The 25,647-nt window shown below is 48.4% G+C and carries 17 protein-coding genes; 10 read left to right on the top strand and 7 right to left on the bottom strand.

All coding sequences use genetic code 11. From position 1 onward, the window contains the following. The first annotated feature begins 261 nt into the window (after nt 1-261). Nucleotides 262-552 carry an acylphosphatase gene (locus tag QZ938_RS20185; protein ID WP_293152083.1) on the top strand — a complete coding sequence of 97 codons (291 nt, stop codon included), beginning with the start codon at nt 262-264 and terminating at the stop codon, nt 550-552. Nucleotides 553-658: 106 nt separating this feature from the next. Here QZ938_RS20185 and QZ938_RS20180 read toward each other — a convergent pair whose 3' ends face one another. Beyond that, nucleotides 659-1,309: a phosphoribosylanthranilate isomerase gene (locus QZ938_RS20180; RefSeq protein ID WP_293152086.1), complete on the bottom strand. Its 651-nt coding sequence runs from the start codon at nt 1,307-1,309 to the stop codon at nt 659-661. 134 nt (nt 1,310-1,443) lie between these two features. On the opposite strand from QZ938_RS20180, the gene psaK reads away from it, so the two are divergent. From psaK to QZ938_RS20160, 4 genes are all read left to right on the top strand, one after another. Then, nucleotides 1,444-1,728 carry a photosystem I reaction center subunit PsaK gene (psaK, locus tag QZ938_RS20175; RefSeq protein ID WP_293152089.1) on the top strand — a complete coding sequence of 95 codons (285 nt, stop codon included), beginning with the start codon at nt 1,444-1,446 and terminating at the stop codon, nt 1,726-1,728. Between the two features lie 80 nt (nt 1,729-1,808). Further along, nucleotides 1,809-3,005 (top strand): site-2 protease family protein, encoded by a 1,197-nt coding sequence (locus QZ938_RS20170; RefSeq protein ID WP_293152092.1) that lies wholly within the window; start codon nt 1,809-1,811, stop codon nt 3,003-3,005. A 190-nt stretch (nt 3,006-3,195) separates the two neighbouring features. Continuing rightward, a complete protein-coding gene (locus tag QZ938_RS20165) occupies nt 3,196-5,154 on the top strand; it encodes an adenylate/guanylate cyclase domain-containing protein (RefSeq protein WP_293152095.1) in 1,959 nt (652 codons plus the stop codon). A gap of 47 nt (nt 5,155-5,201) precedes the next feature. Then, nucleotides 5,202-5,987, top strand: a complete 786-nt coding sequence (locus tag QZ938_RS20160; protein ID WP_293152098.1) for a DUF928 domain-containing protein — start codon at nt 5,202-5,204, stop codon at nt 5,985-5,987. A gap of 253 nt (nt 5,988-6,240) precedes the next feature. On the opposite strand, the gene QZ938_RS20155 is transcribed toward QZ938_RS20160, so the two are convergent. Beyond that, complete coding sequence (locus tag QZ938_RS20155; RefSeq protein WP_293354029.1) at nt 6,241-6,993, bottom strand: biotin/lipoate A/B protein ligase family protein; 753 nt, start codon at nt 6,991-6,993, stop codon at nt 6,241-6,243. 145 nt (nt 6,994-7,138) lie between these two features. Between QZ938_RS20155 and QZ938_RS20150 the strand changes: the two genes are divergently transcribed. After that, nucleotides 7,139-7,462 carry a co-chaperone YbbN gene (locus QZ938_RS20150; protein WP_293152104.1) on the top strand — a complete coding sequence of 108 codons (324 nt, stop codon included), beginning with the start codon at nt 7,139-7,141 and terminating at the stop codon, nt 7,460-7,462. A gap of 308 nt (nt 7,463-7,770) precedes the next feature. After that, the gene (locus tag QZ938_RS20145) at nt 7,771-8,979 is read left to right on the top strand and encodes an LL-diaminopimelate aminotransferase (protein WP_293152107.1); all 1,209 of its coding nucleotides are present in this window, start codon (nt 7,771-7,773) and stop codon (nt 8,977-8,979) included. Between the two features lie 564 nt (nt 8,980-9,543). Here the strand turns inward: QZ938_RS20145 and QZ938_RS20140 are convergent. Together QZ938_RS20140 and surE are read right to left on the bottom strand one after the other, a co-directional pair. Then, entirely contained in the window at nt 9,544-9,942 is a 399-nt protein-coding gene (locus tag QZ938_RS20140) for a hypothetical protein (RefSeq protein WP_293354031.1), read from the bottom strand. A gap of 126 nt (nt 9,943-10,068) precedes the next feature. Beyond that, nucleotides 10,069-10,875 carry a 5'/3'-nucleotidase SurE gene (gene surE / locus QZ938_RS20135; protein ID WP_293354033.1) on the bottom strand — a complete coding sequence of 269 codons (807 nt, stop codon included), beginning with the start codon at nt 10,873-10,875 and terminating at the stop codon, nt 10,069-10,071. A gap of 212 nt (nt 10,876-11,087) precedes the next feature. Here surE and pheS point away from each other — a divergent pair, with 212 nt between their 5' ends. Next, a complete protein-coding gene (gene pheS / locus QZ938_RS20130) occupies nt 11,088-12,092 on the top strand; it encodes a phenylalanine--tRNA ligase subunit alpha (RefSeq protein ID WP_293354035.1) in 1,005 nt (334 codons plus the stop codon). 865 nt (nt 12,093-12,957) lie between these two features. Further along, nucleotides 12,958-13,881: an SH3 domain-containing protein gene (locus tag QZ938_RS20125; RefSeq protein ID WP_293354037.1), complete on the top strand. Its 924-nt coding sequence runs from the start codon at nt 12,958-12,960 to the stop codon at nt 13,879-13,881. 536 nt (nt 13,882-14,417) lie between these two features. Here QZ938_RS20125 and QZ938_RS20120 read toward each other — a convergent pair. Then, entirely contained in the window at nt 14,418-21,815 is a 7,398-nt protein-coding gene (locus tag QZ938_RS20120) for a DUF4347 domain-containing protein (RefSeq protein WP_293354039.1), read from the bottom strand. A gap of 211 nt (nt 21,816-22,026) precedes the next feature. On the opposite strand from QZ938_RS20120, the gene QZ938_RS20115 reads away from it, so the two are divergent. Next, nucleotides 22,027-22,188 (top strand): hypothetical protein, encoded by a 162-nt coding sequence (locus QZ938_RS20115; protein ID WP_293365631.1) that lies wholly within the window; start codon nt 22,027-22,029, stop codon nt 22,186-22,188. A gap of 413 nt (nt 22,189-22,601) precedes the next feature. On the opposite strand, the gene QZ938_RS20110 is transcribed toward QZ938_RS20115, so the two are convergent. Beyond that, the gene (locus QZ938_RS20110) at nt 22,602-24,698 is read right to left on the bottom strand and encodes a prolyl oligopeptidase family serine peptidase (RefSeq protein ID WP_293354041.1); all 2,097 of its coding nucleotides are present in this window, start codon (nt 24,696-24,698) and stop codon (nt 22,602-22,604) included. Nucleotides 24,699-24,872: 174 nt separating this feature from the next. Further along, nucleotides 24,873-25,466, bottom strand: coding sequence for a recombination mediator RecR (gene recR / locus QZ938_RS20105; protein WP_293152123.1), 594 nt, complete (start codon nt 25,464-25,466; stop codon nt 24,873-24,875). Between the last annotated feature and the right edge of the window lie 181 nt (nt 25,467-25,647).

Here is a 25,647-nt window from a genome sequence, read left to right as displayed (position 1 = left end):
TTTTTAAACAAATGTTATATCATGTCGGTTCGATTGACAGAAATAAGTAAAGGATCGGGCGTGCGCCGGAAAGTCCGCTTTCTGGTTGCGGACTGAAGTCCACACTACGAACCTTTTTGGCTGCGGACTGAAGTCCACACTACGAACCTTTTTTGTGTGCCGGAAAGTCGGCTTTCTGGTTGCGGACTGAAGTCCACACTACGAACCTTTTTTCTGATTGTCATCGACTGGACATGATATTAGCAGTAAGTTGACGCCTTTATGCAAAATCAATCACCGCCGCCTGTCAGAGTCCGCGTTTTTGTTTCCGGGTTAGTTCAAGGAGTCGGCTACCGATATTCGACGATGAATCAGGCCAAGTATCTGCGCCTCGGTGGCTGGGTGAGAAATCTCCCCGACGGCCGTGTCGAGGCTGTCTTTGAAGGTAACAAACAAGCTGTTGAAGCGATTATTGACTGGTGTCGCCGGGGCCCGACTGGTGCTGCGGTTAGTCAGTTAGTTTTGGCAGATGAAGAACCGGAGGGCGATCGCACTTTTGAACTCCGCCGATAAAAAAATAAATAGCACAAACGGCGGTTTTAACCGCCACTACACTGGCATTTCCTCGGCGGGCGCTGACAAAAGTATGAATTGATAAGCCCGGATTTTATATTGCCAATTATTCACGACCGGCAAGTTGATTTAAATTAGCAAATAACTGAGCAACTTTGGTTAAATCTTTATCTCCCGGCGCTATTTCTACGCCGCTCGAAAGGTCAACACCGCTGAATTTGTTGCCGATCGCGCGATCGATCGCATTTAAAATATTATCCGGTGTTAAGCCGCCAGCCAGCAGCCAAGGACAAGCTGGTTTAAACTCTGCTAACATCATCCAATCTATAGTTTTGCCAGTACCGCCAAGTTGAGCTGGATGGTAAGCATCCAACAGTAAAGTATCGACACGCAGGGCGTAAATTGCAGCAGTGGCTAACGTTTCATGACTCTTCACTCTCAAAGCTTTGATAATTTCAATTCCCGGCAAAAACTCGCGCAGCCGATCGCAATATTCCGCTGTTTCATCTCCGTGCAGTTGCACCCCGCTTAAATTTGAATCTGCGGTTACTTGACAGATATTTTCGATTGTGGTATTTGCAAACACGCCGATGCGATCGACATTTTCCGGCAACTGTTCGACAATCAGGCGAATCGTTTGGGGGCTGACATAGCGCGGGGAAGCCGGCACGCAGATAAACCCCAAAGCTTGGGCTCCCAAACGGGCGATCGCCATTCCCTGGTCTAATTTAGTGATTCCGCAAATTTTTACCCGCACTTTTTTTCCTCTGTGCTGAATTTGTATCAAAATATAAACGAATTGTTAACTATTAAAACAAATCTTAGTTTAATGCAAAATAATTTTTATAATTTTCTAAATCAAATAATCTGTGAAATCAGGAGCATATAAACATGATTAACTCATCTTTGCTGTTAGCCGTACAAGCTACCACTCCCTCAACGCCGGAATGGACACCAATGGTAGGACTGACAATGATTATATGCAACTTGCTGGCGATCGCGATCGGCTACTACGGCATCAACAAACAAAACCGAGGCAAGGGCCCAGCTTTACCCGTTGCAGTCCCTGGAATGTTCAAAGGCTTCGGCATCCCAGAATTGCTGGCCACAACCAGCTTGGGCCACTTGCTCGGGGCAGGAGTAATCTTGGGCTTGGGTAACGCCGGAGTGCTTTAAAAATCACGGTTCGGGAAAGGCAAGAGTCATAAAAGATATAATAGACATTTATTCTTGCTCTCCTTTCCCAGGAAACTTTCATGCAGACAGGTTGGCGAATCGGCTCTTTATTTGGCATCCCGCTACTCATAGATTATTCGTGGTTTATAATTTTAGCCCTAGCAACCCGCGAATACGCCAGCAGTTACCGATTGTGGGGATCCGCGCTCTCCTGGAGTGCCGGGTTCGCAATAGCTTTGCTACTATTTGCTTCCGTGCTGTTGCACGAATTAGGGCACAGCTTGGCGTCGATGTCCCAAGGCATTAAAGTTAATTCTATTACTCTATTCTTATTTGGCGGAGTAGCTTCGATCGACTCTGAATCAAAAACTCCGGGTCAAGCTTTTCAAGTAGCTATTGCTGGCCCCCTCGTCAGCTTTGCGCTGTTTTTAATCCTCGGTTTGGGTTCTCAAGTTTTTCCCCGGACAAGTTTGCTATTCATTATTACAGAAAAGGTAGCAGTAATCAATCTAGTTTTGGGATTATTTAACTTAATTCCCGGGCTGCCTTTGGACGGAGGACAAGTTTTAAAAGCAGCAATTTGGAAAATCACTGGTTCTCGATTTGTCGGCGTGCGTTGGGCTGCAAAAACAGGACAAGTTTTGGGTTGGTTGGCTGTTGCTTTCGGTGTCAGTTTATGTTTGTTAGCGCGCCAGTACGGCGGTTTGTGGATTGCGCTGATCGGCGGGTTTGCGATTCGGAATGCCAGTGACTACAGTCGCTTTACTTCGTTGCAAGAAGCGCTGCTCAAAACTAAGGCTGCCGATGCAATGAGCCGCGAGTTTCGAGTTGTCGATGCAAATTTGACTTTGCGAGAATTTGCCGATCGCTATTTGCTAGAAGTCAATCCGTTTCCATTTTACATCGCTGCAACCAACGGGCGGGATTTGGGCTTAGTGTCGATCGACGATATCCGCTGCACAGAGCGCAGTCAGTGGCAAATTCAGACTTTGCACAACATTTTGCAACCCCTGGAAAAAACCCCCACAGTCTCCGAAAAAGCATCCATTGCAGAAGTAATTAACAGCATGGAAGCCCGCCAACTCCCGCGAATCCTCGTCCTTTCGTCCATTGGTGCAGTCGTAGGGACGATCGATCGGGGCGACGTGATGAAAGTTATGGCAAAATACCTCAAACCCAAGATTTCCGAAGCTGATATCAAGCGCAGCAAAGAAGAAAACAGTTATCCCCAGGGATTGCAGTTAAGTGCGATCGCTAAAACCGTACAAGAAAATTAATTTAAAATGGGGCATCAATAATCCAGATTAGTCACAATTTCAGGTGTAAATAGGCGTGCATAAATAAACTCAACCTAAAAAGCTAATTTCCTTGCTGTCAGGAACTTATGACCCACGGTATTGTTCTGTTAATTATGACCACCTAATATAGCACACTTTTTTGTCCAAGATGGTTAAAACAAAAATTCTTATGCCCAATTTTTTTAAGATATTTCATCAATTGGGAGAGAAACGTTGGAGTTGGAAAAAGTTAAGTTTTTCCTTACCCTTCGCTGATTTACAACCTCTTGCCGTCACCTGCATTGTCGTGACAGGAACTCTCTTAGGAGTGCGACATTTAGGTTGGTTGCAGCCCTTGGAATTGAAGGCTTTTGACTTGATGGTACAGTTGCGCCCCGATGCAGGCCCCGATCCGAGGTTGCTGGTAGTGACAGTCACAGAAAAGGACATTCATCATTTTAAGAAATGGCCAATCTCTGATGGAGTTTTAGCTCGTGCGATCGCCTCCATAGCGAGTCTCGAACCCGTCGCTATTGGTCTGGATATAATCCGCGATATCCCCTACGAACCAGGAAACGCAGAATTGGCAGCTCAATTCACAAACCCCAAAGTCATCCCGATTACTTTCATCGGCAAATCAGAGTACGATCGCGCTCTACCACCTCCCAACATACCCAAAGCACGGATAGGATTTAACGATTTAGTAATCGATCCAGACGGCATAATTCGCCGGAGCTTGATCTATCGTTCCAACGGACAATCGACTCTCAGCTCATTTGCGCTCCGGCTGGCTTTCAAATATATTGACAGTAAAAAAATTCCTGCAACACTCACAAAAGATCAAGAAATAAAAGCAGGAAACACAGTTTTTTCGCGACTGCGATCGGACTCAGGAGGTTATCAGACAATTGACACTGGAGGCTATCAAATCTTGCTCAATTACCGCTCTCCTGAAAATACCGCAAAAACCGTGACACTCACTCAAGTTTTGGAGGGAAAACTAGACCCCGAATTGGTGAAGGATAAAATAGTGATAATCGGGGTTACAGCCCCAACTACAAAAGATGTCTTTTCTACCCCTTACAGCGCCACTGCTAGCGACAACCGCATGATGCCGGGAGTCTTTATTCATGCAGCGGCAACTAGCCAAATTGTTAACGCAGTTTTAGATGGCAAAAATCTATTTTGGTTTTGGGATGAATGGCAAGAAATGCTGTGGATAGCTGTTTGGGGAGCAGTTGGCGGCTGTTTAGCTTGGCGGCTAGAAAATACGCTCAATTCCATACTCAGCGCGATCGCCCTTGGCGGCATATTGTGGGGATTCACATTTTTTCTATTTACTCAACAGGGGTGGATATCACTGGCCTCACCAACACTAGCATTTGCGATCGCCCCAGGAGTTATCATCACCTACAAGTACCAGCAGTCAAAGCAGCAGCAAGAAATTGTGATGAAATTATTAGGACAGCAAACCTCACCGGCGATCGCCAATGCCCTGTGGAAAGAGCGCGTCCATCTCCTCCAGTCGGGCCTATTGCCGGGGCAAAGACTAACTGCTACAATGATCGTGACTGACTTGCAGGGTTTTAGCACTATTTCCGAAAAATTATCCCCAGAAGTAGTAATGCCTTGGTTAAATGAATATTTATCAGCAATGGCCGAGGAAGTGCAAAAACATCAAGGGGTGATTAATAAATTTACCGGAGATGGAATGCTGGCTGTATTTGGTGTTCCTATCCCCCGCACAACTCTCGAAGAAATTGCCGAAGATGCTCGCCTTGCGGTATCTTGCGCCCTAGCTATAAGTGCGTGGTTACCAGCCCTGAATCAAAGTTGGATCGATCGCGGTTTGCCGTCGGCAAAAATGCGAGTCGGAATTTTTACAGGGCCGATAATGGTGGGCAGTTTGGGAGGCAAAACCCGTTTAGAATATGGAGTAATCGGTGATAGTGTCAATATCGCTTCTCGCCTGGAAAGCTGTGAAAAACATCGGCAAGAGGACACCTGCCGCATTTTAATTGCCGAAGAAACCTTAGTGCACATTCAAGGAAAATTTGAGGTAGAATCTTGGGGAGCTTTACCTTTAAAAGGCAGGGAGCAAAAAGTTAATGTCTATCGCGTCTTGGGAGGAGAAAGATCGTCCAAGTAAAAATAGACAAGATATCTTGCAAACATCATGCAAATCCTAGAAAAAAAATGACTAAATTTACACTAAAATCCCTCGCCTTTAGTTCCATATTGTTGATAGGAGCATTTAATGCTTGCCAATTTGCAAGTCTGGGACAGCCAACGCCAGATAATGTGGGCCAGCCGCGCAATACTGTACCGGGAGGGCCGCGCTTCGCTCAGCCCCGTGAAGATATGGAGCAATCGCCCCCCCGAGCGGGCAGACAGACGCGCGGTAACTGTCGCAACAGCGGGCTTAATCCCATAAATCTCACAGGCTTAGTCCCTGAAAATAAAATCGCACGGACTGTTTCCGAATATCCAACATTCTTTTTCTACTTGCCTCCAACAAAGGCAGAATCAGCAGAATTTATCCTACTAGATCCAAGCGGCAACCAGATTTATAAACAGACTCTCAAAGTTGCTAATTTATCAGGAGTAATCGGCGTTAGTATCCCTGCTAACAACAATGTGCCTCCGTTGGAAGTAGGCAAAAAATACACTTGGAATTTTACAGTGATTTGCGAGGCTGAAGACAGATCTGCCGATCTGCTCGAAACCGGTCGTTTGCTGCGAGTTGAACTCAGTGCAGATATCCGCAGTGAATTAGAAAAGGCAGATCCGCGCCGGAAAACAGCTATTTATGCTGAAAATGGGATTTGGCAAGATGCTCTGAGCAATTTAGCTGCTGCTCGTCGCGATCGCCCTTCGGATACAATGCTGGATGCTGATTGGGAAAGCTTGCTAGATGCAGTGAAATTGACCAAAATTGCCAAACAGCCGATCGTCCAAGTGCAAACTGAGCCAAAACCATAAGCTCTACAGCATTTAAATTTAACTTTTTGGGTGTTGCCAAGATCTCCCACCCCACAAGCATGATACCAAAAATCTTTTGTGGAACGGCCATCTTGGCTGTTCCCAAAAGATTCGCGGACGTTGTTGGGCTTCAGCCCTCTTAGTAACAGTATTCGTAGGGTGCGTCGCCACCAACAATCCCTCAAAAAAATCGACAATTTCACGGCATCGACCTGTAGGAGATTACAGATTAAATTCTAGAGAATTCTTTCAGCTATCTACAAATAGATTTTTCTTGAGTCAATTCCCAAATATCCTCCCATTCCTCCTCCGAAAGCGGCCGCACCTCCAAATCAATATCAAAACAGCGACAAGCCGCCGCACTCAAAGCATCAATTACAGTTGCAATCAAATCATCTCCCCCTTCAGATAGAGGTGATTTCACAGGAATTAATTCCTCCCCAAAAACCTGAGTAAACAAACCAATATCCGGCTGCAAACGCATCGAACCATGCTGCAAAATAGCATCACCACGGCGCAATTGTGCGCTACCAATTAACTTGCAGCCATCAACAGTCACCAAATCTGCACCCGTCGCAGTACCAAAACAATTGGGATTGTGAATGTAACCGCGCCCAGCTTCCCCGTAGTGCAAATCCACACCGATCGCCCGCCAACCTTCAATCAAAAACTCGCATATAGTGTGATAAGCTTTCAGGCGGCTGCTCTCAAATCCCGACGCCACAACTGCATAAGTCAAATCTCCTTGGTGGAGTACAGCGCGCCCACCGCTGGGGCGTCTCACCAACTCCAGAGGCTGTCCCTCCCAAGATAGCTGCTGCCAAAATTCCGGCCACCGCTGCTGGTGGTAGCCCAAGGAAATCGCCGCCGGTGCCCAGGTGTAAAATCGCAGAGTTGGCGGATTTTTCCCCGCTAGATGCTTTTCTAGCAGCCATTTGTCGATCGCCATCTGCACCCTACCAGACGCCGACAGCAGCGGAATTAAACGCCATACAGAATTAGCCATTAGCCCCCATTCCTGAGTTTATACTCAATAAGTTCGCAGGATGTTTTAAAATTAGAAACAGTTTTTTGTGCCTGTCTTTTAATTTGGTGCAAGTTTAACGCCCGCCCGTGCTTTATAAATAATCAGGAAAAATCATCGTACAACCATGAGCAACAGTGTAATTGTCATTAACGACGAAAAATTTGAAACAGAAGTGCTGAAAGCAGAGCAACCAGTGCTTGCCTATTTTTGGGCATCTTGGTGCGGGCCTTGCAAACTCATCGCGCCCTCGATCGACTGGCTGGCTGCCAACTACAGCGACCTAAAAGTGGTTAAAATGGAAATTGACCCCAATCCTGTTACTGTCAAACAGTATAAAGTAGAAGGAGTTCCAGCACTCAGACTGTTTAAAAATGCCGAAGTAGTCCTTTCCCACGAAGGAGCAATTACCAAACAAACATTGATCGGCTTACTAGACGGTCATTTATAAAGTTTTGAGTTTTGAATGTATAAATTTGAGTTATATAATTTTAGTTATAAGTTAATTTATTAATTTATAACTAATAAATTATAACTCTGAATCCTTCAATCTCACTCTACAAATTGTCCCCGCTAAATTGGTAATAATTGATAATATTTAATCCTAGACAAAACAAAAATCAAAAAATAGGTTCGTAGTGAGGACTTCAGTCCGCATCCGTCAGAGGACTGAAGTCCTCACTACGAACCTGATAATCGTTATTTTACCGATCGCAAAAATAATATAATTTACAATTCACAAAAATACTGGTAGCCCATATGAAATTTGCCCAACGTTTAGCACCCCTAAAATTTAATGTATTTGCCGATATGGATCGGGCGAAAGCTCTAGCAAGAGCAGCCGGACAGAATACGATCGACTTATCTCTGGGTTCTTCCGATTTGCCTGCGGCTGCTCACATTACAGATGCGATCGCCAATTCCCTATCAGATCCTAGCACCCACGGCTATTTACTGTTTAACGGCACCCGCTCTTTCCGGGAAGCAGCAGCTTCTTGGTACGAACAAAAATTTGGGATTTCAGTCAATCCCGAAACAGAAGTGCTGCCGTTAATTGGTTCCCAAGAAGGCACGGCGCATATGCCTTTAGCTGTACTCAACCCCGGAGATTTTGCTTTGCTGCTCGATCCGGGCTATCCTTCCCACGCAGGCGGTGTCTATTTGGCGGGCGGTCAAATTTACCCGATGCCTATATTAGCAGAAAATCAGTTTTTGCCAGTCTTTGAAGATATTCCGATGCCCGTCTTGGCTCAGTCGAAGATGATGGTTTTGAGCTATCCTCACAATCCTACAACTGCGATCGCCCCGCTGGCATTTTTTGAGAAAGCAGTGAATTTTTGTCGCCAACACGATCTCGTTTTAGTGCACGATTTCCCCTATGTGGATTTGGTGTTTGACGATTCCCTAGGGGCGGTGGATGGTGCGTGCCCGCCCTCTCGTAAATTGATGGCGCCGTCGATTTTTCAGGCGGATAGAGATAAGAGTGTGGCGATCGAGTTTTTCACCCTATCAAAATCCTACAGTATGGGAGGCTTTCGAGTTGGATATGCGATCGGCAATCCCGAACTAATTACAGCCCTGCGACAAGTAAAAGCCGCAGTAGACTTCAACCAATATCTAGGGATTTTGAACGGAGCCAGCGCGGCATTAACGGGGCCTCAAGATACCGTCACCACCAGCGTCGAAACCTTCAGAAAGCGCCGGGATGTCTTTGTAAGTGCGCTAAGGGCGATCGGCTGGGAAGTACCCGTACCCCCCGCCACGATGTACGTTTGGGCGAAACTACCAGCACCTTGGGCCTCGGATTCGGTGAAATTTTGCACTCAGCTAGTACAGAGTACAGGAGTCGCAGCTTCCCCCGGCGCCGGTTTCGGGAAATCAGGAGAAGGCTACGTGCGATTTGCCTTAGTTGAGTCACCTGAAATTTTGGAAGCAGCAGTTAGAAAAATTGCGGAATTTCTCAGTTAATTGCTCAATTAAAAAGATTGCATTCAAGCACTCTCCTCTCTTGAGATTATCTGCGTTTATCTGCGGTTGATTTATCAATCCAAGATTTATGGAATCATATCGTGCCGGCTCACTCAATTAACCGCAGTAAGATTCGTTCGTAGTGCGGACTTCAGTCCGCAGCCTGAGTATAAGTAGATTAAAAAAACGAAAAATTACCAATTCTTAAAAGTAGGCATACTTCTGGGAATCGGTATAAGTTCAAACTGCTATAACTTAGGCACACCTAATCAGAAACCGGGTTTTTCACAAAAAAACTTCGTTACCAGAAATAATTGGTTGAAAGCCTCTGGGTTTTAGGGATAAATTAAAATCAGACGGTTCATTACTCAAATCCTCTTCCTTCCAGGTAGAGGTTGCTGTCAACTGTCAACTGTCAACTGTCAACTGTCAACTGAATGAAAGCCCATGAAAACAGTAAAAACCCAGTTTCCAGAAGTCGGAATCAGTAAGTCTTCTATCGCTATCTCTACCTAAAGGAATAGATATTTACAAGCAATATCTGTCACAATTTATGTTGAAATGTTAAGGTGAGACATCTTGGGAATTGCCAGTTCCGCTCACCCACTCTAAAAATCCTTGAAATGAATTCTGTCGGGGTAGCGATTGTTCTGTAGCTGCGATCGCACATCCCAAAAATACCACGCTTCCCAAAATTGCCAGTAGCGGAAAATGCTTGCCCAGCCCAAAGTCGCGCTGAAGGCGAGCTAACGGCCTGCTCTCGCGCCTGAGCATCTTTCCCACCGTCAGTTGTTTGAGACTAAAAGGATCGCGGACAAAATGGCCGCTCCAGCTAATTACCATATGAGAATGGCAGTGGGGACAGGTGAATAGTCCGCTGACCATTCCGACTGGGCCCACGACGCTGGAACGGTTGCAAATCGGGCAAGTGACAGAATGAGTGTTATAGGTGGGAGCGTTCATAACTGCTTTTCTTGAGTAAAAAACCAACAACCAATTGAGAGCCTGCGTTAACGCCTAGGGCATATACCTTCATAGGCACTTTATCCTTAATTCCTAGTTTACAGCGGCGATCGGGTCGATCGGAGCTCACTGCTTGGGAAAACTTTCAAATTGCCAATCTCGCAACGAGTGCAAATCGGGAACACAGGTGAGATTGTATTGCAGGGGAGTAACGGTAATTTTATTGTCGCGAATAGCTTGTACGTCTGTAGGAATATCATGCCACACTGCCGATTCGGAGGTTTCTTCCACATCTTCTAACAATTCCCCAGCCAGCCAATAATAAGTTTTGCCGCGCGGATCAGTGCGCTTTTGAAATATGTCGAAATAGCGGCGAATGCCTTGACGGGCGATCGCAACTCCGGTAATTTCTGCTTGTGAGACTGCTGGTATGTTGACATTCAACAGTGTCGGTTTGGGCATTGGCTGTTTTTCCAACTGTCGTAGCAAGGTGACAGCAAAATCCACCGCCGGCCCAAATTCCTGCGAAGTATAGCTGGCGAGACTGAAAGCAATGCTGGGAATGCCTTCCATAATTCCTTCCATTGCAGCCGAAACCGTCCCCGAACAGATAATGTCCGTGCCTAAATTCGGCCCGTGGTTGACGCCGGAAAGGACAAAATCGGGCGGTTTGTCAACTAAAGCCCACAAAGCTAGTTTGACGCAGTCGGCGGGAGTACCCGAGCAAGCCCAAGCTTTGACGGCGGGATCGAAAACAGATTCGATAATTTCGGCGCGAATGGGTTGGTGCAATGTGAGGCCGTGTCCGGTAGCGGAGCGCTCTCTGTCGGGACAAACAACGCTCACAGAGTGGCCGGCGGCGGCGAGAGCGTTGGCGAGGCTGCGGATGCCTTGTGCAAAGATGCCGTCGTCGTTGCTAATTAAAAGTTTCATTGAAATTGTTAGAGGCCTGATAATAATCTTAAACTAGATTCAAGTATGGCGATCGGTTTCACCTGCAATTATCTATTACCTAATTACATATTAAGCAGCCATCAATCTAAAATCTAAAATCTACAAGTCAGTCGATCCAAAATTGCGCTACACTCAGCTTGGCCCAAAACTGCCATCAATCTAAAATCTAAAATCTAAAATCTAAAATCAAAATGACTGTCCAGCTCAGCGACATTGAAACTCAACTAGAAACCCTGGGCCAAGAGTCCAAAAGTGCGATCGCAACTGCGAATACCCTCGAACAACTCGAACAGTTGCGCCTTGGCTACCTAGGCAAAAAAGGTCAACTCTCTCAAATTTTAGGCATGATGGGCAAACTTTCGGCAGACCAGCGGCCAAAAGTAGGCGCGATCGCCAATACTGTAAAAGAAGCCCTACAAGCCGACTTAGAAGACAAGCGCGCCGCTCTCCAAGCCGCCCAAATCCAGGCCAAATTAGCCTCAGAAACCCTTGATGTTACCATGCCGGGGATTTTTCGCCCTCAAGGTCGAATTCACCCCTTAAACGCCGTCATAGACCGCGCTCTCGATATTTTTGTCGGCCTCGGCTACACCGTCGCCAACGGCCCGGAAATGGAAACAGATTATTACAACTTCGAGGCGCTCAACACTCCACCCGACCACCCGGCGCGGGATATGCAAGATACATTTTACCTGCCGGGTGGGGACTTGCTGCGGACTCAGACATCATCGGTGCAAATTCGCTACATGGAACAGCACAAACCGCCGATTCGGATTGTCTCTCCCGGCCGCGTTTACCGCCGCGATACTGTTGATGCTACTCACGCGGCAGTTTTCCACCAAATTGAACTTTTAGCTATTGGTGAAAATCTGACATTTACTGACTTGAAAGGCACAATTAAAGAGTTTTTGCGCCAAATGTTCGGGCAAGATTTGCCGATTCGTTTCCGCACGAGTTACTTTCCGTTTACAGAACCTTCTGCTGAAGTTGATTTGCAGTGGAACGGCAAATGGCTGGAAGTTTTGGGCTGCGGTACAGTAGATCCTAATGTTCTTAAAGGAGTCGGTTTAGATCCAGAAAAGTATACTGGGTTTGCAGCCGGTTTTGGGGTAGAGCGGTTTGCTATGGTACTTTATGAAATTGACGACATTCGCCGGGTTTATGCTAGCGATTTACGATTTTTGCGGCAGTTTTAAGTAGTGGCTTGAGGTCGGTTTTACTCTGAAGGTACGTTGTTGCGCTTCAGCGCTCTTTATAAGATTAGCAAAGAGCGCCCAAGCGCAACTACGTACCTAATTTGTTTGACAACAATAAAACCGCCCTAGATTTTACTCTGACTGTAGGGCTTTTGGTTAATGTAGATATGTTTTGAGTTTCGATCGAGCAGACAAGGCGAAAAAACCTAATATCCTGTCCGAATAGATCGAGCGTCGTAAGCTTGGTTTGTAATGATGACTAAAGTCCTCGGGAAAAGAAGGACTAAAGTCCTCACTACAAACCTGGGAAAAGAAGGACTAAAGTCCTCACTACAAACCTGGGAAAAGAAGGACTAAAGTCCTCACTACAAACCTGGGAAAAGAAGGACTAAAGTCCTCACTACAAACCTGGGAAAAGAAGGACTAAAGTTCTCACTACAAACCTGGGAAAAGAAGGACTAAAGTCCTCACTACAAACCTGGGAAAAGAAGGACTAAAGTCCTCACTACAAACCTGCTCGATCGACTTTAGCAGTATTTCTCTTGGCTGTTTCCTTCGCTTCCTTCACCTTCTGCGATGCAAATACTAGACAAGTCTAGACACTTGCTTTTTGCTTCATCGGGAGGATGGGAAGGGTAGAGTTCGCTCTCAAACTGTCTACTGTTACTTGTCTACTGTCAACTGTTGAAAGCAGCTTAATTTTTCCTCGCTTAAATCTTAGGCTGCATTAATTTATACAAATAAAAATTGACTTGCAGGCAGTATTCTGTTATGTACAGCATTTTCATGGAAGACAAATCGCTTTTTTTGCTATATTGACCAGCAATAAAGATAATGGTTTTGATTAGATTGAGGAGTTGAACGGATGAAAAACTTGAATTGCTGGAACAAACCCGCTGCATTGCTGGGCGCGATCGCCATTGTAGCCGGAAGTGTGCAGGCTCAGGCGATCGGTGTTGCCACCTCACCAGCATCCACTACCAGTCAGGATGCTGAAAAAATTTCCTTTGAAGACAGCGCCACCTTTCAAATCGCCCAAGCTGACACGCTTTGCCGCAAAGTAACTCCCAAAGAAGGTTTGACAGTTCGCCAGAACCCAGATCCCAAATCCGCGAGAGTTGGCGGTGTAGCCATGAATACTCAGGTAACGCTGTTCCAAGGTGCTACTTCTGTTAAAGCCTCCGACGGCCGCCTCTGGATTCAAATTACCGCTCCCGTAAAAGGGTATATAGCTACCGGATACCCGAACAATGAGGCTAATTTAGCTTCGTGCACAGTTAGTCAAGCACCGGCACCAAGTCCAGCACCAGCACCAGCACCAGCACCGGCACCGGCACCGGCACCGGCACCAGCACCAGCACCTGCACCAGCACCTGCACCAGCACCTGCACCTGCACCTGCACCAGCACCTGCGCCAGCGCCAGCACCGGCACCGGCACCTGCACCAGCACCAGCGCCAGCACCTGCACCAGCGCCAACACCTGCACCAGCGCCAACACCAGCACCTGCAGCAACACCAGCGCCAGCAGCAACACCAGCACCTGCAACGGGCCCCGTCAGCCTCTGCCGCCAAGTAGAACCTCGGGTAGCACCGAAAGGTTTAGCTATTCGTGCGGAGCCTTCAAAGACTGCGACAGTTAAAGGCGGCGTACCTGCTAACGGTCAAGTAACGCTTGTGCCGAATTTCCAGTTAGTCAAAGATAAGAATGGAGAAAACCGCAATTGGGTTGAGATTTCAGCCCCAGTTCCCGGATTCATCTCGGCTGGAAACTTGATCATGTGCAAGTAAACTTCTGAGTTCTATCAGATCGAATTTGGTTTGTAGTGAGGACTTTAGCCCACATTCAAGAAGGACTAAAGTCCTTACTACAAACCTTGCTACAGTCGAGTTTTAGATTATTAAAAATTATCGAAACGCCACAGAAATTGTAAGTTGCTGTGGCGTTTTCTTATGAGAATAGGGTAATTTCGCGACCAATTATAACCCAATACGGTTTACTTAACGCTTTTGATGAATTTCATCTGACGATTTTTGGATTATAAAGAGGTGAAGTAGATATTAAGAAGATTTTACCGCAGAGAACACAGAGAACACAGAGAGGGGAGGGATAAAAGGTTTTTTTCCAAAACCCTCGCAATACTCTTGCCTCTGCGCCCTCTGCGCCCTCTGCGCCCTCTGTGGTTCAAAACTCTTCTGTTGATGGAGTGGATTGTATTTCAATACGGTTTACTTAATGCTTTTGATGAATTTCATCTGACGATTTTCTGGCAATATAGCCATTTTGGGCAAGTCAGATTTTTAGTAAACCGTATTGAATTATAACCCTAAGAAGGCAAGATAATTGATGATAGGAAATCCGAGGAGCCGATCGCCCCATTAATCCCTACCAGATTCGCTAAAACCCGATCGCTTCCTGCGACTCGCAGCAACGTACCTTCGGGAGTGGTGCTCAATTGCAACTCCTGAAAACTCAGGCCAATCAAAATAAACTTATCGACACCGGCCTCAAAACCGATCGCAGTATCAGTACCACTGTCAGCACCCAAGACAAATCGATCGCTCCCAATGCCTCCGATTAAAGTATCGTCGCCCAAGCCACCAAACAGCCAGTCATCGCCATCACCTCCATTGAGCAAATCGTTATCCTTACCGCCAATTAGGGTATCGCTGCCAGCATCTCCATTCAGGGTATCTTCCCCTTCATTGCCGTAGAGCAAATCGTCGCCAGCGCCGCCATTGATGCAGTCTTGCTGGTCGTTTGCGCCCACCGAGACAGCCCGGTTATCCGAGCGATCGCCATAAATGGTATCGTTGCCCTCGCCACCGCAGAGCTCATCGCCCCCGTCACCGCCGTAAATCTTGTCGTTGCCAAGATCTCCGTGAATGAGATCGTTATCTTTACCGCCGTAAATGCTGTCATCGCCTTCACCGCCACTGATAGTATCGTCAGCTTCATCGCCGAAGAGTACGTCAGCACCGATGTTGCCAAAAAGCAAGTCCCGGCCGTTGACATCTCGAGCTCGACTGCGAGCGCCACCGTATATCGTGTCATCGCCGCTGTCGCCGACAAGGGTATCGGAGCCTAATTCGCCCCAAATCAAGTCATTCTCTTTGCCGCCCCAAACGCAATCATTGCCTTTGCCTGCTTGCACGGTGTCATTGCCGTTACCGCCTCCGATGATGTCGTTGCCGCTGTCGCCAAAGATTAAATCTCCTTCGCTATCACCGTTAACTGAGTTGGAACCGCCTTTGTCACCTAGCAGAGTATCGTTGCCTGCACCGCCGTAGAGGGTATCAGAGCCTAATTGACCGTAGATCAGGTCATTGCCTTTACCTCCGTAAGCGCGATCGTTACCTTTGCCTGCAACCAGGGTATCGCTGGCTTCTTGGCCGCTGAGGAAGTCGTCGCCGTCGCCTCCATAGAGCAAGTCGCGTCCCTGGGAATCGAAGTCTGTGTTGCCGATGAAACCGCCAAACAAGGTGTCATTGCCGGTGCCGCCAATCAAGGTGTCATTGCCGATTTGACCCCCCATCAGGTCATTTTCTTTGCCTCCAAGGGCAAGATCGTTACCTTTACCGGCATAGATGGTATCGTCGCCTTCGTTGCCGTTAATGATGTCTGCGCCGTTACCTCCGAAGATCGAATCGCCATTGTCCGCAGCGCTGCTAGAGTTATCGCGGCCGTTATCTCCCAAAATCGTATCGCCGCCTTCATCTCCAAACAGGGTGTCAGAGCCTAAGTCGCCTGCAATCCAGTCGTTCTGCTTGCCCGCACGGATGATATCGTTGCCCTCGCCGCCGTAAGCAATATCCGTGTCAGTGTCTGCAAAAATCCTGTCATTGCCTTCATTGCCGTAAATTTCGTCGGCGCCGTCTTTGCCCAAAATCGTATCGTTGCCTCGCAAGCCGATGATTTTTTGGTTGCCTTTGTTGTCTGCGATCGAGTCATTGCCGTCTGTACCTTTGGTGGTTTGTCCCTCTCCCAGTTGCGAAGTTGGTCGGACAAATCGAACTCCGGGCGCTGGTGGTGGCGGTGCAAAGTTAATTCCTGGTTTGTCTGCGATGGGTTCGCACAGACAGTCGGTATCTGGTTCGGCGATCGGATTTGATATTGGGGTTGGTGTTGGCACCACTTGCCCCAAGATCGCGGCCACAGTAGCGGTAGCGGGACTGATACCGCCGCGATCGTCTGTAGCGCTGTAGCTGAAAGTGGCTCCCGTAAAACTTCCTGTGGTTTGGAAAAATAATTGCTCAATTTGTGCCGGAGTTAGAACTTGGCCGGGTGTGACGCGAACGCCGCCGTTGGCTGGATCTCCTAAAAATAGAACTCCTTGGTTGGCTGGGGGCAGGGTGTTAATGGTGTAAGAGGCGATCGACCCGTCGGGGTCGCTGCCTCCCAATCCCGGAACCTGGGCGCTGCGGCCCGGAGCAATGCTGAAGTTAGCATTGTTCACCAATGGCGGTAAGTTGGTCGTCGGGCGAATCGCAGCAACAGTAGCGGTGCCGGGACTAATCAGGCCGCGGTTGTCGGTGGCGCTGTAGGTGAAATTGGCTCCCGTAAAGTCGCCCGTCGTTTGGAAAAATAGTTGCTGAATCTGTTCGGGAGTGAGAATTTCACCGGGTGCGATCGCTATGCCACCGTTAGCAGGATCTCCTAAAAACAGTGTTCCTTGGTTGGCCGGTGGCAAAGTGTTGATTGTGAAAGAGGCGATCGTCCCGTCGGGGTCAATTCCTCCCAATCCTGGAACCCGCACGCTGTTGTTGGGCGGAATGTTGAAGTTGACATTTATGCCAACTGGAGGTTGGTTGAGAACAATTGGCGCCGGAGTCGGAGTTGGAGTTGGAGTCGGTGCCGGAGCTGGAGCTATGGCAGCAACTGTAGCATTAGCGGGACTGGTAGCACCGCGATCGTCCGTAGCGCTGTAGTTGAAATTCGCTCCTGTAAAGTTGGCAGTCGTTTGCAAAAATATTTGCTGAAGCTGTGCGGGAGTCAGAACTTGGCCTGGTGTGACGCGAATGCCACCGTTTGCCGGATCTCCTAAAAATAGAACTGCTTGGTTGGCCGGTGGCAAAGTGTCGATCGTGTAAGAGGCGATCGTCCCGTCGGGGTCGGTTCCTCCCAATCCCGTGACTAACCTGCTACTGTTGGGCGGAGTGCTGAAGTTGACATTTGTGGCAACTGGCGGTTGGTTCGGCACCGGAACCAAAGCGGTAACTGTAGCATTGGCGGGACTGGTGGCGCCTTGATTGTCGGTGGCGCTGTAGGTAAAATTGGCTCCCGTAAAGCTGCCCGTCGTTTGGAAAAATATTTGTTGAATCTGTGCCGGAGTCAGAACTTGACCGGGTGTGAGTCGAACGCCTCCGTTGGCCGGATCTCCTAAAAATACCTGTCCTTGGTCTGCTGGTGGCAGGCTGTTGATAGTGAAAGAGACGATCGTCCCGTCGGAATCTGTTCCTCCCAATCCCGGAACTCGCGGGCTGGTGTTGGGGGGAACAGTGAAGTTGACATTTGTGGCAACTGGCGGCTGGTTGGGAGGTGGCACTGGTGCAGGAGTCGGTGTTGGCACTGGTGCAGGAGTCGGTGTCGGCACTGGTGCAGGAGTTGGTGTTGGCACTGGTGCAGGAGTCGGTGTTGGCACTGGTGCAGGAGTCGGTGTTGGCACTGGTGCAGGAGTTGGTGTTGGCACCGGCAGGGGGATAGCCGCTACCGCAAGTGTAGCGGCATTGGTGGCGCCGCCGTTGTCGGTGGCGGTATAGCTGAAGTTGATTCCCGTAAAACTACCTGTGGCTTGGAAAAATAGTTGCTGAATCTGTGCCGGAGTTAAAATTTGACCTGGTGTCACCGCTACGCCTCCGCTGGCGGGATTGCCTAAAAATAGCTGCCCTTGAGAGACAGGTGGCACGGTGTTAATCGTAAAAGAGGCGATCGTCCCGTCGGAGTCCGTGCCTCCCAATCCGGTCAATAAAGCGGTGCTGCTGGGCTGCTGGCTGCTGTTGACAGGATTGGCAACCGGAGGTTTGTTGACCGGTGCGGGTGTTGGCGATGGTACTGGAATGGCGGCGGCAACGCTAGCGCTGGCGGGGGTGGTAGCGCCTTGATTGTCGGTGGCGCTGTAGCTGAAGTTGGCTGCGGTAAAAGTGCCTGTAGATTGGAAAAATAATTGATTGATTTGAGCGGGCGTGAGAATTTGACCTGCGGTGACGGCAATTCCCCCAGAGGCGGGATTGCCTAAAAATAGCACCCCTTGAGCGACTGTCGGCAGGGTGTTGATTGTGTAGGAGGCGATCGTTCCGTCGGGGTCGGTTGCTCCGAGTCCGACAATGTTGGCTGTGCTGTTCGGAGGTAGGCTGATGTTGGCGTTGTTGGCTACAGGAGGTTTGTTGGGTGTCGGCAGTACCGCAGAGACGGTAGCGGTGCCGGGACTGGTGAGGCCGAGATTGTCGGTAGCGCTGTAGGTGAAGTTCGCTCCGGCAAAGGAGTTGGTCGCTTGGAAAAATAATTGATTGATTTGAGTGGGTGTGAGAGTTTGACCCGCTGTGACGGCAATTCCCCCAGACGCGGGATTGCCCAGAAACAGGGTTCCTTGGGCTGCTGGCGGTAGGGTGTTGATGGTGAAGGAGGCGATCGTCCCGTCGGGATCTGTGCCTCCCAATCCGGTCAGTAAAACGGTGCTGCTGGGTGCGATCGCGCTGTTGGCGTTATTGGCTACCGGAGGTTGGTTCGCGGGAACGATCGCAGTTGTCACTTGAGCGTTCGCAGCCGTACCGTTGTTGTTGTCACTGTTGGGGTCGGCGGTGGCGGCAGTGCTTCTGGCAGTGTTGACAACGCTACCGCTGGCAGGAGCAACAACGCTGACAGTGCGGGTAATGGCGTTGGCTGCCCCGCTTGCCAAACTTGCGATCGCCGGGAAAGTGACAACACCTGTGGCAGGGTTGTAACTGCCACCGTTGGAAGCTGTCACTCCCGTTAACCCCAGAGGCAGAGTATCGGTGATGACGACGTTGGTGGCGCTGGAAGGGCCGGCGTTTTGGGCGGTGATGGTATAAGTGGCAGTGGCTCCCGGTGCGATCGATGCCGGGCCTGCTTTGGTGGTAACTACGTCGGCGCTGGCAGTGATGGTGGTGGTGACTTGCGCGTTTGCAGCCGTGCCGTTGTTGTTGGCAGTATTGGGATCGGGGGTGTCGGAGGTGCTTCTGGCGGTGTTGGCGACTGTGCCGCCCGCGGGCGCTGGAAAGCTGACAGTGCGGGTGACGGCGTTGGCTGCCCCGCTTGCCAAACTTGCGATCGCCGTCCAGGTGACAATACCTGTGGCAGGGTTGTAAGTGCCACCGTTGGAGGCTGTCACTCCGGTTAAGCCCACAGGCAGGGTATCGGTGATGGAAACGTTGGCGGCAGACGAAGGGCCGGCATTTTGGGCGGTGATGGTATAAGTGGCAGTGGCTCCGGGCGTGACAGATGCCGGGCCAGTTTTGGTGGTAACTACGTCGGCGCTGCTTGTTATCGTGGTGCTGACTTGAGCGATCGCAGCCGTGCCGTTGTTGTTGGCACTATTGGGATCGGGAGTTTCGGCTGTACTCCTGGCAATGTCGATGACAGTGCCGGTATTTGGGGTACTGAAGCTGACTGTGCGGCTGACGGCGTTAGCGGCACCGATGCCCAAAGTTGCGATCGCCGGAAAAGTGACAACACCTGTGGCAGGATTGTAACTGCCTCCGTCGGAGGCTGTCACTCCGGTTAAACCTGCCGGCAAAGCATCTGTTACCGTGACGTTGGTAGCGCTGCTCGGCCCGCTGTTTTGTGAGGTAATTGTATAGGTGACTGTCGATCCAGCCACGGCTGTTGTCGGGCCTGTTTTTGAGGTGATGATGTCGGCTGTAGCCGCTACGATCGCAGTTGTAGCTTTAGATACTGCCCCTTCACCGCTGTTGTTAATCAGGTTGGGATCGAAAGTGCTGCTGCTGCTAAATGCCAGGTTAGTTACCGATCCGATTGTGGCAGGTGCAGTCACGGTAATACTGCGGGTAACGCTGGCACCGTTAGCCAGAGTCGAAATCACTGGCCAACTGACACTCCGCGTTGTCGGGTTAAAAATCCCACCATTATCGGCGCTGCTGAAAGTTAAGCCCGGAGGCAGGGGATCTTGAATCAGGACGTTGGTAGCGCTGCTCGGCCCGTTATTGGTGGAAGTAATGGTGTAAGTAATACTGCTGTTGGGTAGGGCAAATGCGGGGCCAGTTTTAACCGTGGCAATGTCGGCGGAGATTGTAGGTGCTGTGACAGTTTCAACGCTGAGATTGCGAATTTCGTGAATGTTGGTCGCCGATCCTGTAGAACTAGCAAAACCAAATTTGAAAGTGGGCGGAATTGTGCCATTCACAGCAGCCAAATCGGGGATGTCGATCGCACTTTCGCCCGGGCCGTTAAATAAGTTGTCGCCGTTTAAGTCGATGTTAACGAAAAAACGGCTGGGTATTGCGGGAGTAGACGGTTGTAAAGTAATTTGAACTCTTTTTCTGGCAAGAGTGCGATCGGTAACGGTAGGATTATCTATGCCGCCGGGAATTACATTGTTAGTTAAAAACTGATATCCTCCGGTTTGGCTGCCTCTAATTCCTACCGCATCAGGTATCGATCCCGGGCCACCTAAACGCCCTTCACTCGGATCTGAAAAATTGCCATATTCGTCAAATCCAACACCTAAATAACCTCCGACAATCCCCGGTATACCAGAACTGTTGTTGGGAGCATAACCGAGAGAACCGCCGAATCCACCTGCTTGAGTTGGTGTAGCAGCCCCGTCAATTAAGAAGAAACTAATGCCGTCGGCACCGGTGCCGTCATAGGCAAATAAATCAAAGGCAACTCTGATGCCGTCAGTCGAAGAAATTGGGTTGTTGTAGATGACAAAAGCTGCTTGGTTGTTCGCATTCGATGTTAATCTTAAAGCGCCACTGCCCGGAGGATCGCCCAGCCCTAAACTGGGAATGATGCCGGGGCCGCTACCTGCGGTTAATCCCGGTTGAATTGCACCGCCGCTAGTTCCGTAGATCCAAGGCCCTAATGCTGTGGGATTTTGAAAGCTTTCGGTAACTAATGTTCCGAGGACATGATTGTAGGTTTTTAAGACTTCTGGTTTAAAGGCTAGTTCGGCATCGATTTGTCCTGTGGTAATTTCTAATTCCCAGTCGCCGCCTAGTGCCGCACTCCCAGTTAAGTTGTTAGAAGCAGCAATATTTGCTCCAGTTAATTCGCTGAGTTTTTGTATGAATTTAATGCCCGATTCGCCGACAGCTACGTTACATCCATAAAGTAAAATGCTACCGGGTTTGTTAAGGGCTTTTCCCCACTGCTGCAATTGACTGCTGTAGGTTTCTAGGTTATCAATATTCAGTTCTGTCCGACCGATTTCTACTGCTGCTTCTCGGCCGTGAGAAACTACGTGCAGGCTGTTGATGCTGTGGTAATGCCCCAAAAATTCGGTGATTTGTGCGATCGCATCTCTGGTTGGATCGAGCACCAATACTTCGCTTCCGGGTTTGACTCCACGGATCAATTCCTCGTAGTTTTCTACTCGGGAGTCAACAACGACTAGATATGTTTTCGATTCTAGATACGCTGTAGAGTTTGCTGGCTTAAAAAATAAGTTGTTGGTAGTGGTAATATTAGTAGATTTGCGTATTTTTACGGCTGACACATTCGACGTATTGGGGCTCGTTTTCATAGTTCGCTGATTTAGTTACTTAGTTTTAAGCTACCCCCTTTGAGAACATTCGATATACACGGAAATATAAATTTACCGTAAATTATATTTACGAAATAAATTAAACACTTACGTGTTTTGTTGAAGTTAAGATGTGAGGGAAGGATTGGATAGAGAATGCTGTATCACCTTCGCGCATTGGCCTAGGTAATAAATCACTACACCCTTAGATATGCAAGCATTATCTGGTTTTGATTGCGCCAGTCAAGTATTTTTTTTTGAAAATAAGTTATCCCAGAACCTTGAGATTGCGATCGGCACTTACTTACGTATTGCTGACAAAAAGGCAGTGATTCCGGTAACGGGATGCTTCTCAGTACAGTTGGGAGTGTAATTTTTTCTGAAATCTTGACCGTAAATCCACTGAAAAAAACGTTTCCGAGAATTAGAAAATTTTTTGATTGTAGCTTGGATTTACTACTTGTGGGAGTTGACATTGCCACGAACTTTACTTAATAGGGTTTCATCTCTAAAAAGCTCAGAACCAAGGCTAAACCATACAAAAAGTTACAGAATGTCAGGCAAATTAAGACAAGTGGGAGTTGACAAGTTACACTAATTTATGCTGTAGCGATCGATCTCCGCAGCCACAGGCCATGAAACGATCGCACGATTTCCACATTGAACACCAGGTTAGCAGCAAAAGATGTGTCAGATCATACCATCAGGTAAGTGGTGTTCACCAGCAGTTGAAGAGAGGAGTGCGGGTGCGCGCCTAGGGAATAGGCGCACCCAATCCCGCGCTGGTTAAACGTTAATATCTAGTTCGCGCACCAAAAAAGCCCATTCATCTGCCAATTCTTCAATGACTTTAGCGGTAGGTTTGCCACCCCCATGTCCCGCTTTTGTTTCGATGCGAATTAACACCGGTTTTTCGCCTGCGTGCGTTGCTTGCAAAGCCGAAGCAAACTTGAAACTGTGGGCTGGAACCACTCTATCGTCATGATCCGCAGTTGTAATCATTGTCGCCGGATAAGCAGTTCCCGCTTTCAGATTGTGCAGCGGAGAATAGGCGTGAATCGCCCGAAATTCTGCGGAATTTTCCGACGAACCATATTCAGGAACCCAAGCATGACCAATGGTAAATTTGTGGAAGCGCAACATATCTAGGACGCCGACGGCGGGCAATGCTGCACCGAACAATTCTGGTCGCTGAGTCATGCAAGCCCCCACCAATAAGCCGCCGTTGCTGCCACCTGCGATCGCCAATTTAGCAGGTTTGGTATACTTATTCTCGATCAACCATTCCGCAGCGCTGATAAAGTCATCAAACACATTTTGTTTGTTCAACTTTGTCCCAGCTTGGTGCCACGATTCGCCGTACTCGCCACCACCCCGCAAACAAGCTGTCACATAAACTCCGCCCATCTCCAACCAAACCAGCCTGCTAAGAGAAAAACTTGGAGTCAGCGAGATAGAAAAACCACCATAACCATACAGATAAGTGGGGTTATTGCCATCTAGCTGCAAGCCTTTTTTGTGCGTGACAAACATCGGTACTTGCGTACCGTCTTTGCTGGGATAAAATATTTGTTTTGTCTCGTAATCCTCTGGATTAAAATCAACCTTTGGCTGCCGATAAACGCTACTTTCATCCGTCAGCATATTGTAACGGTAGATTGTGTTCGGAGTCGTGAAGCTGGTGTAAGCATAAAAGGTTTCGGTGTCGTGCCGCTTGCCGCCAAAACCTCCTGCAGAACCAATTCCCGGCAAGGCTACTTCTCGCGCAAAAGAGCCATCTAAGTTGAAGATTTTAATCTGAGTGTAGGCGTCTTTCAGGTAAGAAGCGACAAATTGATTGTTGAGAAGGCCAATGCCTCCGAGGGTTTCGGCTGCTTCGGGGATGATTTCGGTGAATTTCCCTTGACTGTCATCGGCAGCGAGGGATGAGGGAGGAGGGTTGTTAGTGTCGATCGCAATTACGCGGCCCAGCGGTGCATTCAAGTCGGTTTGAAACCAGAACAATGAGCCTTCATTATCAATGAAACTGTACTCAGCCTCGAATTTGTTAATGAGTTCGACAATGCTTGATTCCGGCGCGGTTAAATCCTTGTAAAAAATCAGGTTTTGCGGGTCAGTGCCGAGCCAGACTGATATAATCAAATACTTGCCGTCTTCCGTAACACCACCGCTAAATCCCCATTCTTTTTGGTCAGGGCGATCGCAAATTAATACATCTTCAGATTGCGGAGTGCCGAGCTTGTGATAGAATAGCTTTTGGTAATAGTTGACATCTTCGAGTTTGGTTTTTTCGTTGGGTTCATCGTAGCGGCTGTAAAAAAAACCTTTACCGTCGTGAGTCCAGGCTGCACCTGAGAATTTCAGCCACTTTAAATGGTCTGATAAATCTTCCCCAGTTTCCACATCGCGAACTTTCCATTCCTGCCAATCCGAGCCAGAAATTGACAAACCGTAGGCCATAAGTTGGCCGTCTTCGCTGAGAGCTATGCCGCCGAGAGCAACGGTTCCGTCTTCTGAGAGAGTGTTCGGGTCAATTAATACTTTTGGTTCGCCGTCGAGAGATGTTAAAGTGTAGAGTACGGATTGATTTTGCAGACCGTCATTCTTGTAGTAAAAATAGCGATCGCCCTGTTTAAAAGGTATGCCGTATTTCTCGTAATCCCACAGTTTAGTCAGGCGCTGTTTGATTTTTTCCCGCGCCGGAATTTGGCTGAGGTAGCCGAAAGTGACTGCGTTTTGAGCTTCCACCCAGGCTTGAGTTTCCTCTGAATCCGGGTCTTCCAGCCACCTGTAGGGGTCGGATACTTGGACGCCGTGGTAATCGTCTGTTTGCTCGGCTTTGCGGGTTGTGGGGTAGCTTAAAGGGCGATCGAATTGAGTCATATTTTTCACTCTCAGTAACTTTATTCAGTTTAACCTTTTTTACAAAATTGTCATTGCGAACCTCAATAAAGCAATCGCACTTTCTTCTCTCCCATCTTCCTACCCTTCGGGAACGGCTTCGCCGAACGTGTTCTTAGCGTCTTCGCGGTTCATTTCTCTTCTATTTCAATTCACCTAATCCAATTCCCTCCTTCCTTCCAAAGCGCGAGCCAAAGTTACCTCATCCGCATATTCCAAATCTCCCCCCATCGGTAAACCAAAAGCTATTCGCGTAACCTTAGTAAAAGGTTTCAATAAATGACCGATATAAAGAGTAGTAGTTTCGCCTTCCACGCTAGGACTAATCGCAATAATAACTTCACTAATCTTTTGCTGGCTGACGCGGCGGACTAATGGCTGAATGTTCAATTGTTCCGGGCCAATTCCATCCATCGGCGAGATCACGCCGCCGACAACATGATATTTGCCGATGTATTCCCGCGTTTTTTCTAAGGCGATTACATCGCGGGATTCTGACACAACACAAATAGTAGAACTGTCCCGGTTAGTGTTGCGGCAAATTTCGCAAACAGGTTCAGCGGATAAGTGAAAGCATACTTTGCAGAAACCGACTTGTTTTTTGGCATCAATCAATGATTGAGCTAGGGCTTGCACGTCTTCTTCCGGTCGTTTTAAAATGTGCAAAGCCAGCCGCTGTGCCGTTTTTGGCCCGACTCCGGGTAAGCGCTGCAATTGTTCGATCAAACGGGCTAAGGGTCTAGTATACATAAATTAGTTGACAGTTGACAGTTGACAGTTGACAGTTTAAAGAAGGAAGAAGTTGTGGCGTTGCTGAATCAAGGTATGAATGCTCCAGGAATGGGAATATCGTCAAACTTCAAGTAATGTATTAATAATTTAATAGAATGCTTGAGCATTTCCTCACATTTAGAATAACAAAGAGTCTTGC

It is taken from the genome of Microcoleus sp. CAWBG27 (assembly GCF_020883145.1).
Classification (GTDB): domain Bacteria; phylum Cyanobacteriota; class Cyanobacteriia; order Cyanobacteriales; family Microcoleaceae; genus Microcoleus.
This window is presented reverse-complemented; position numbering and strand designations above follow the sequence as displayed.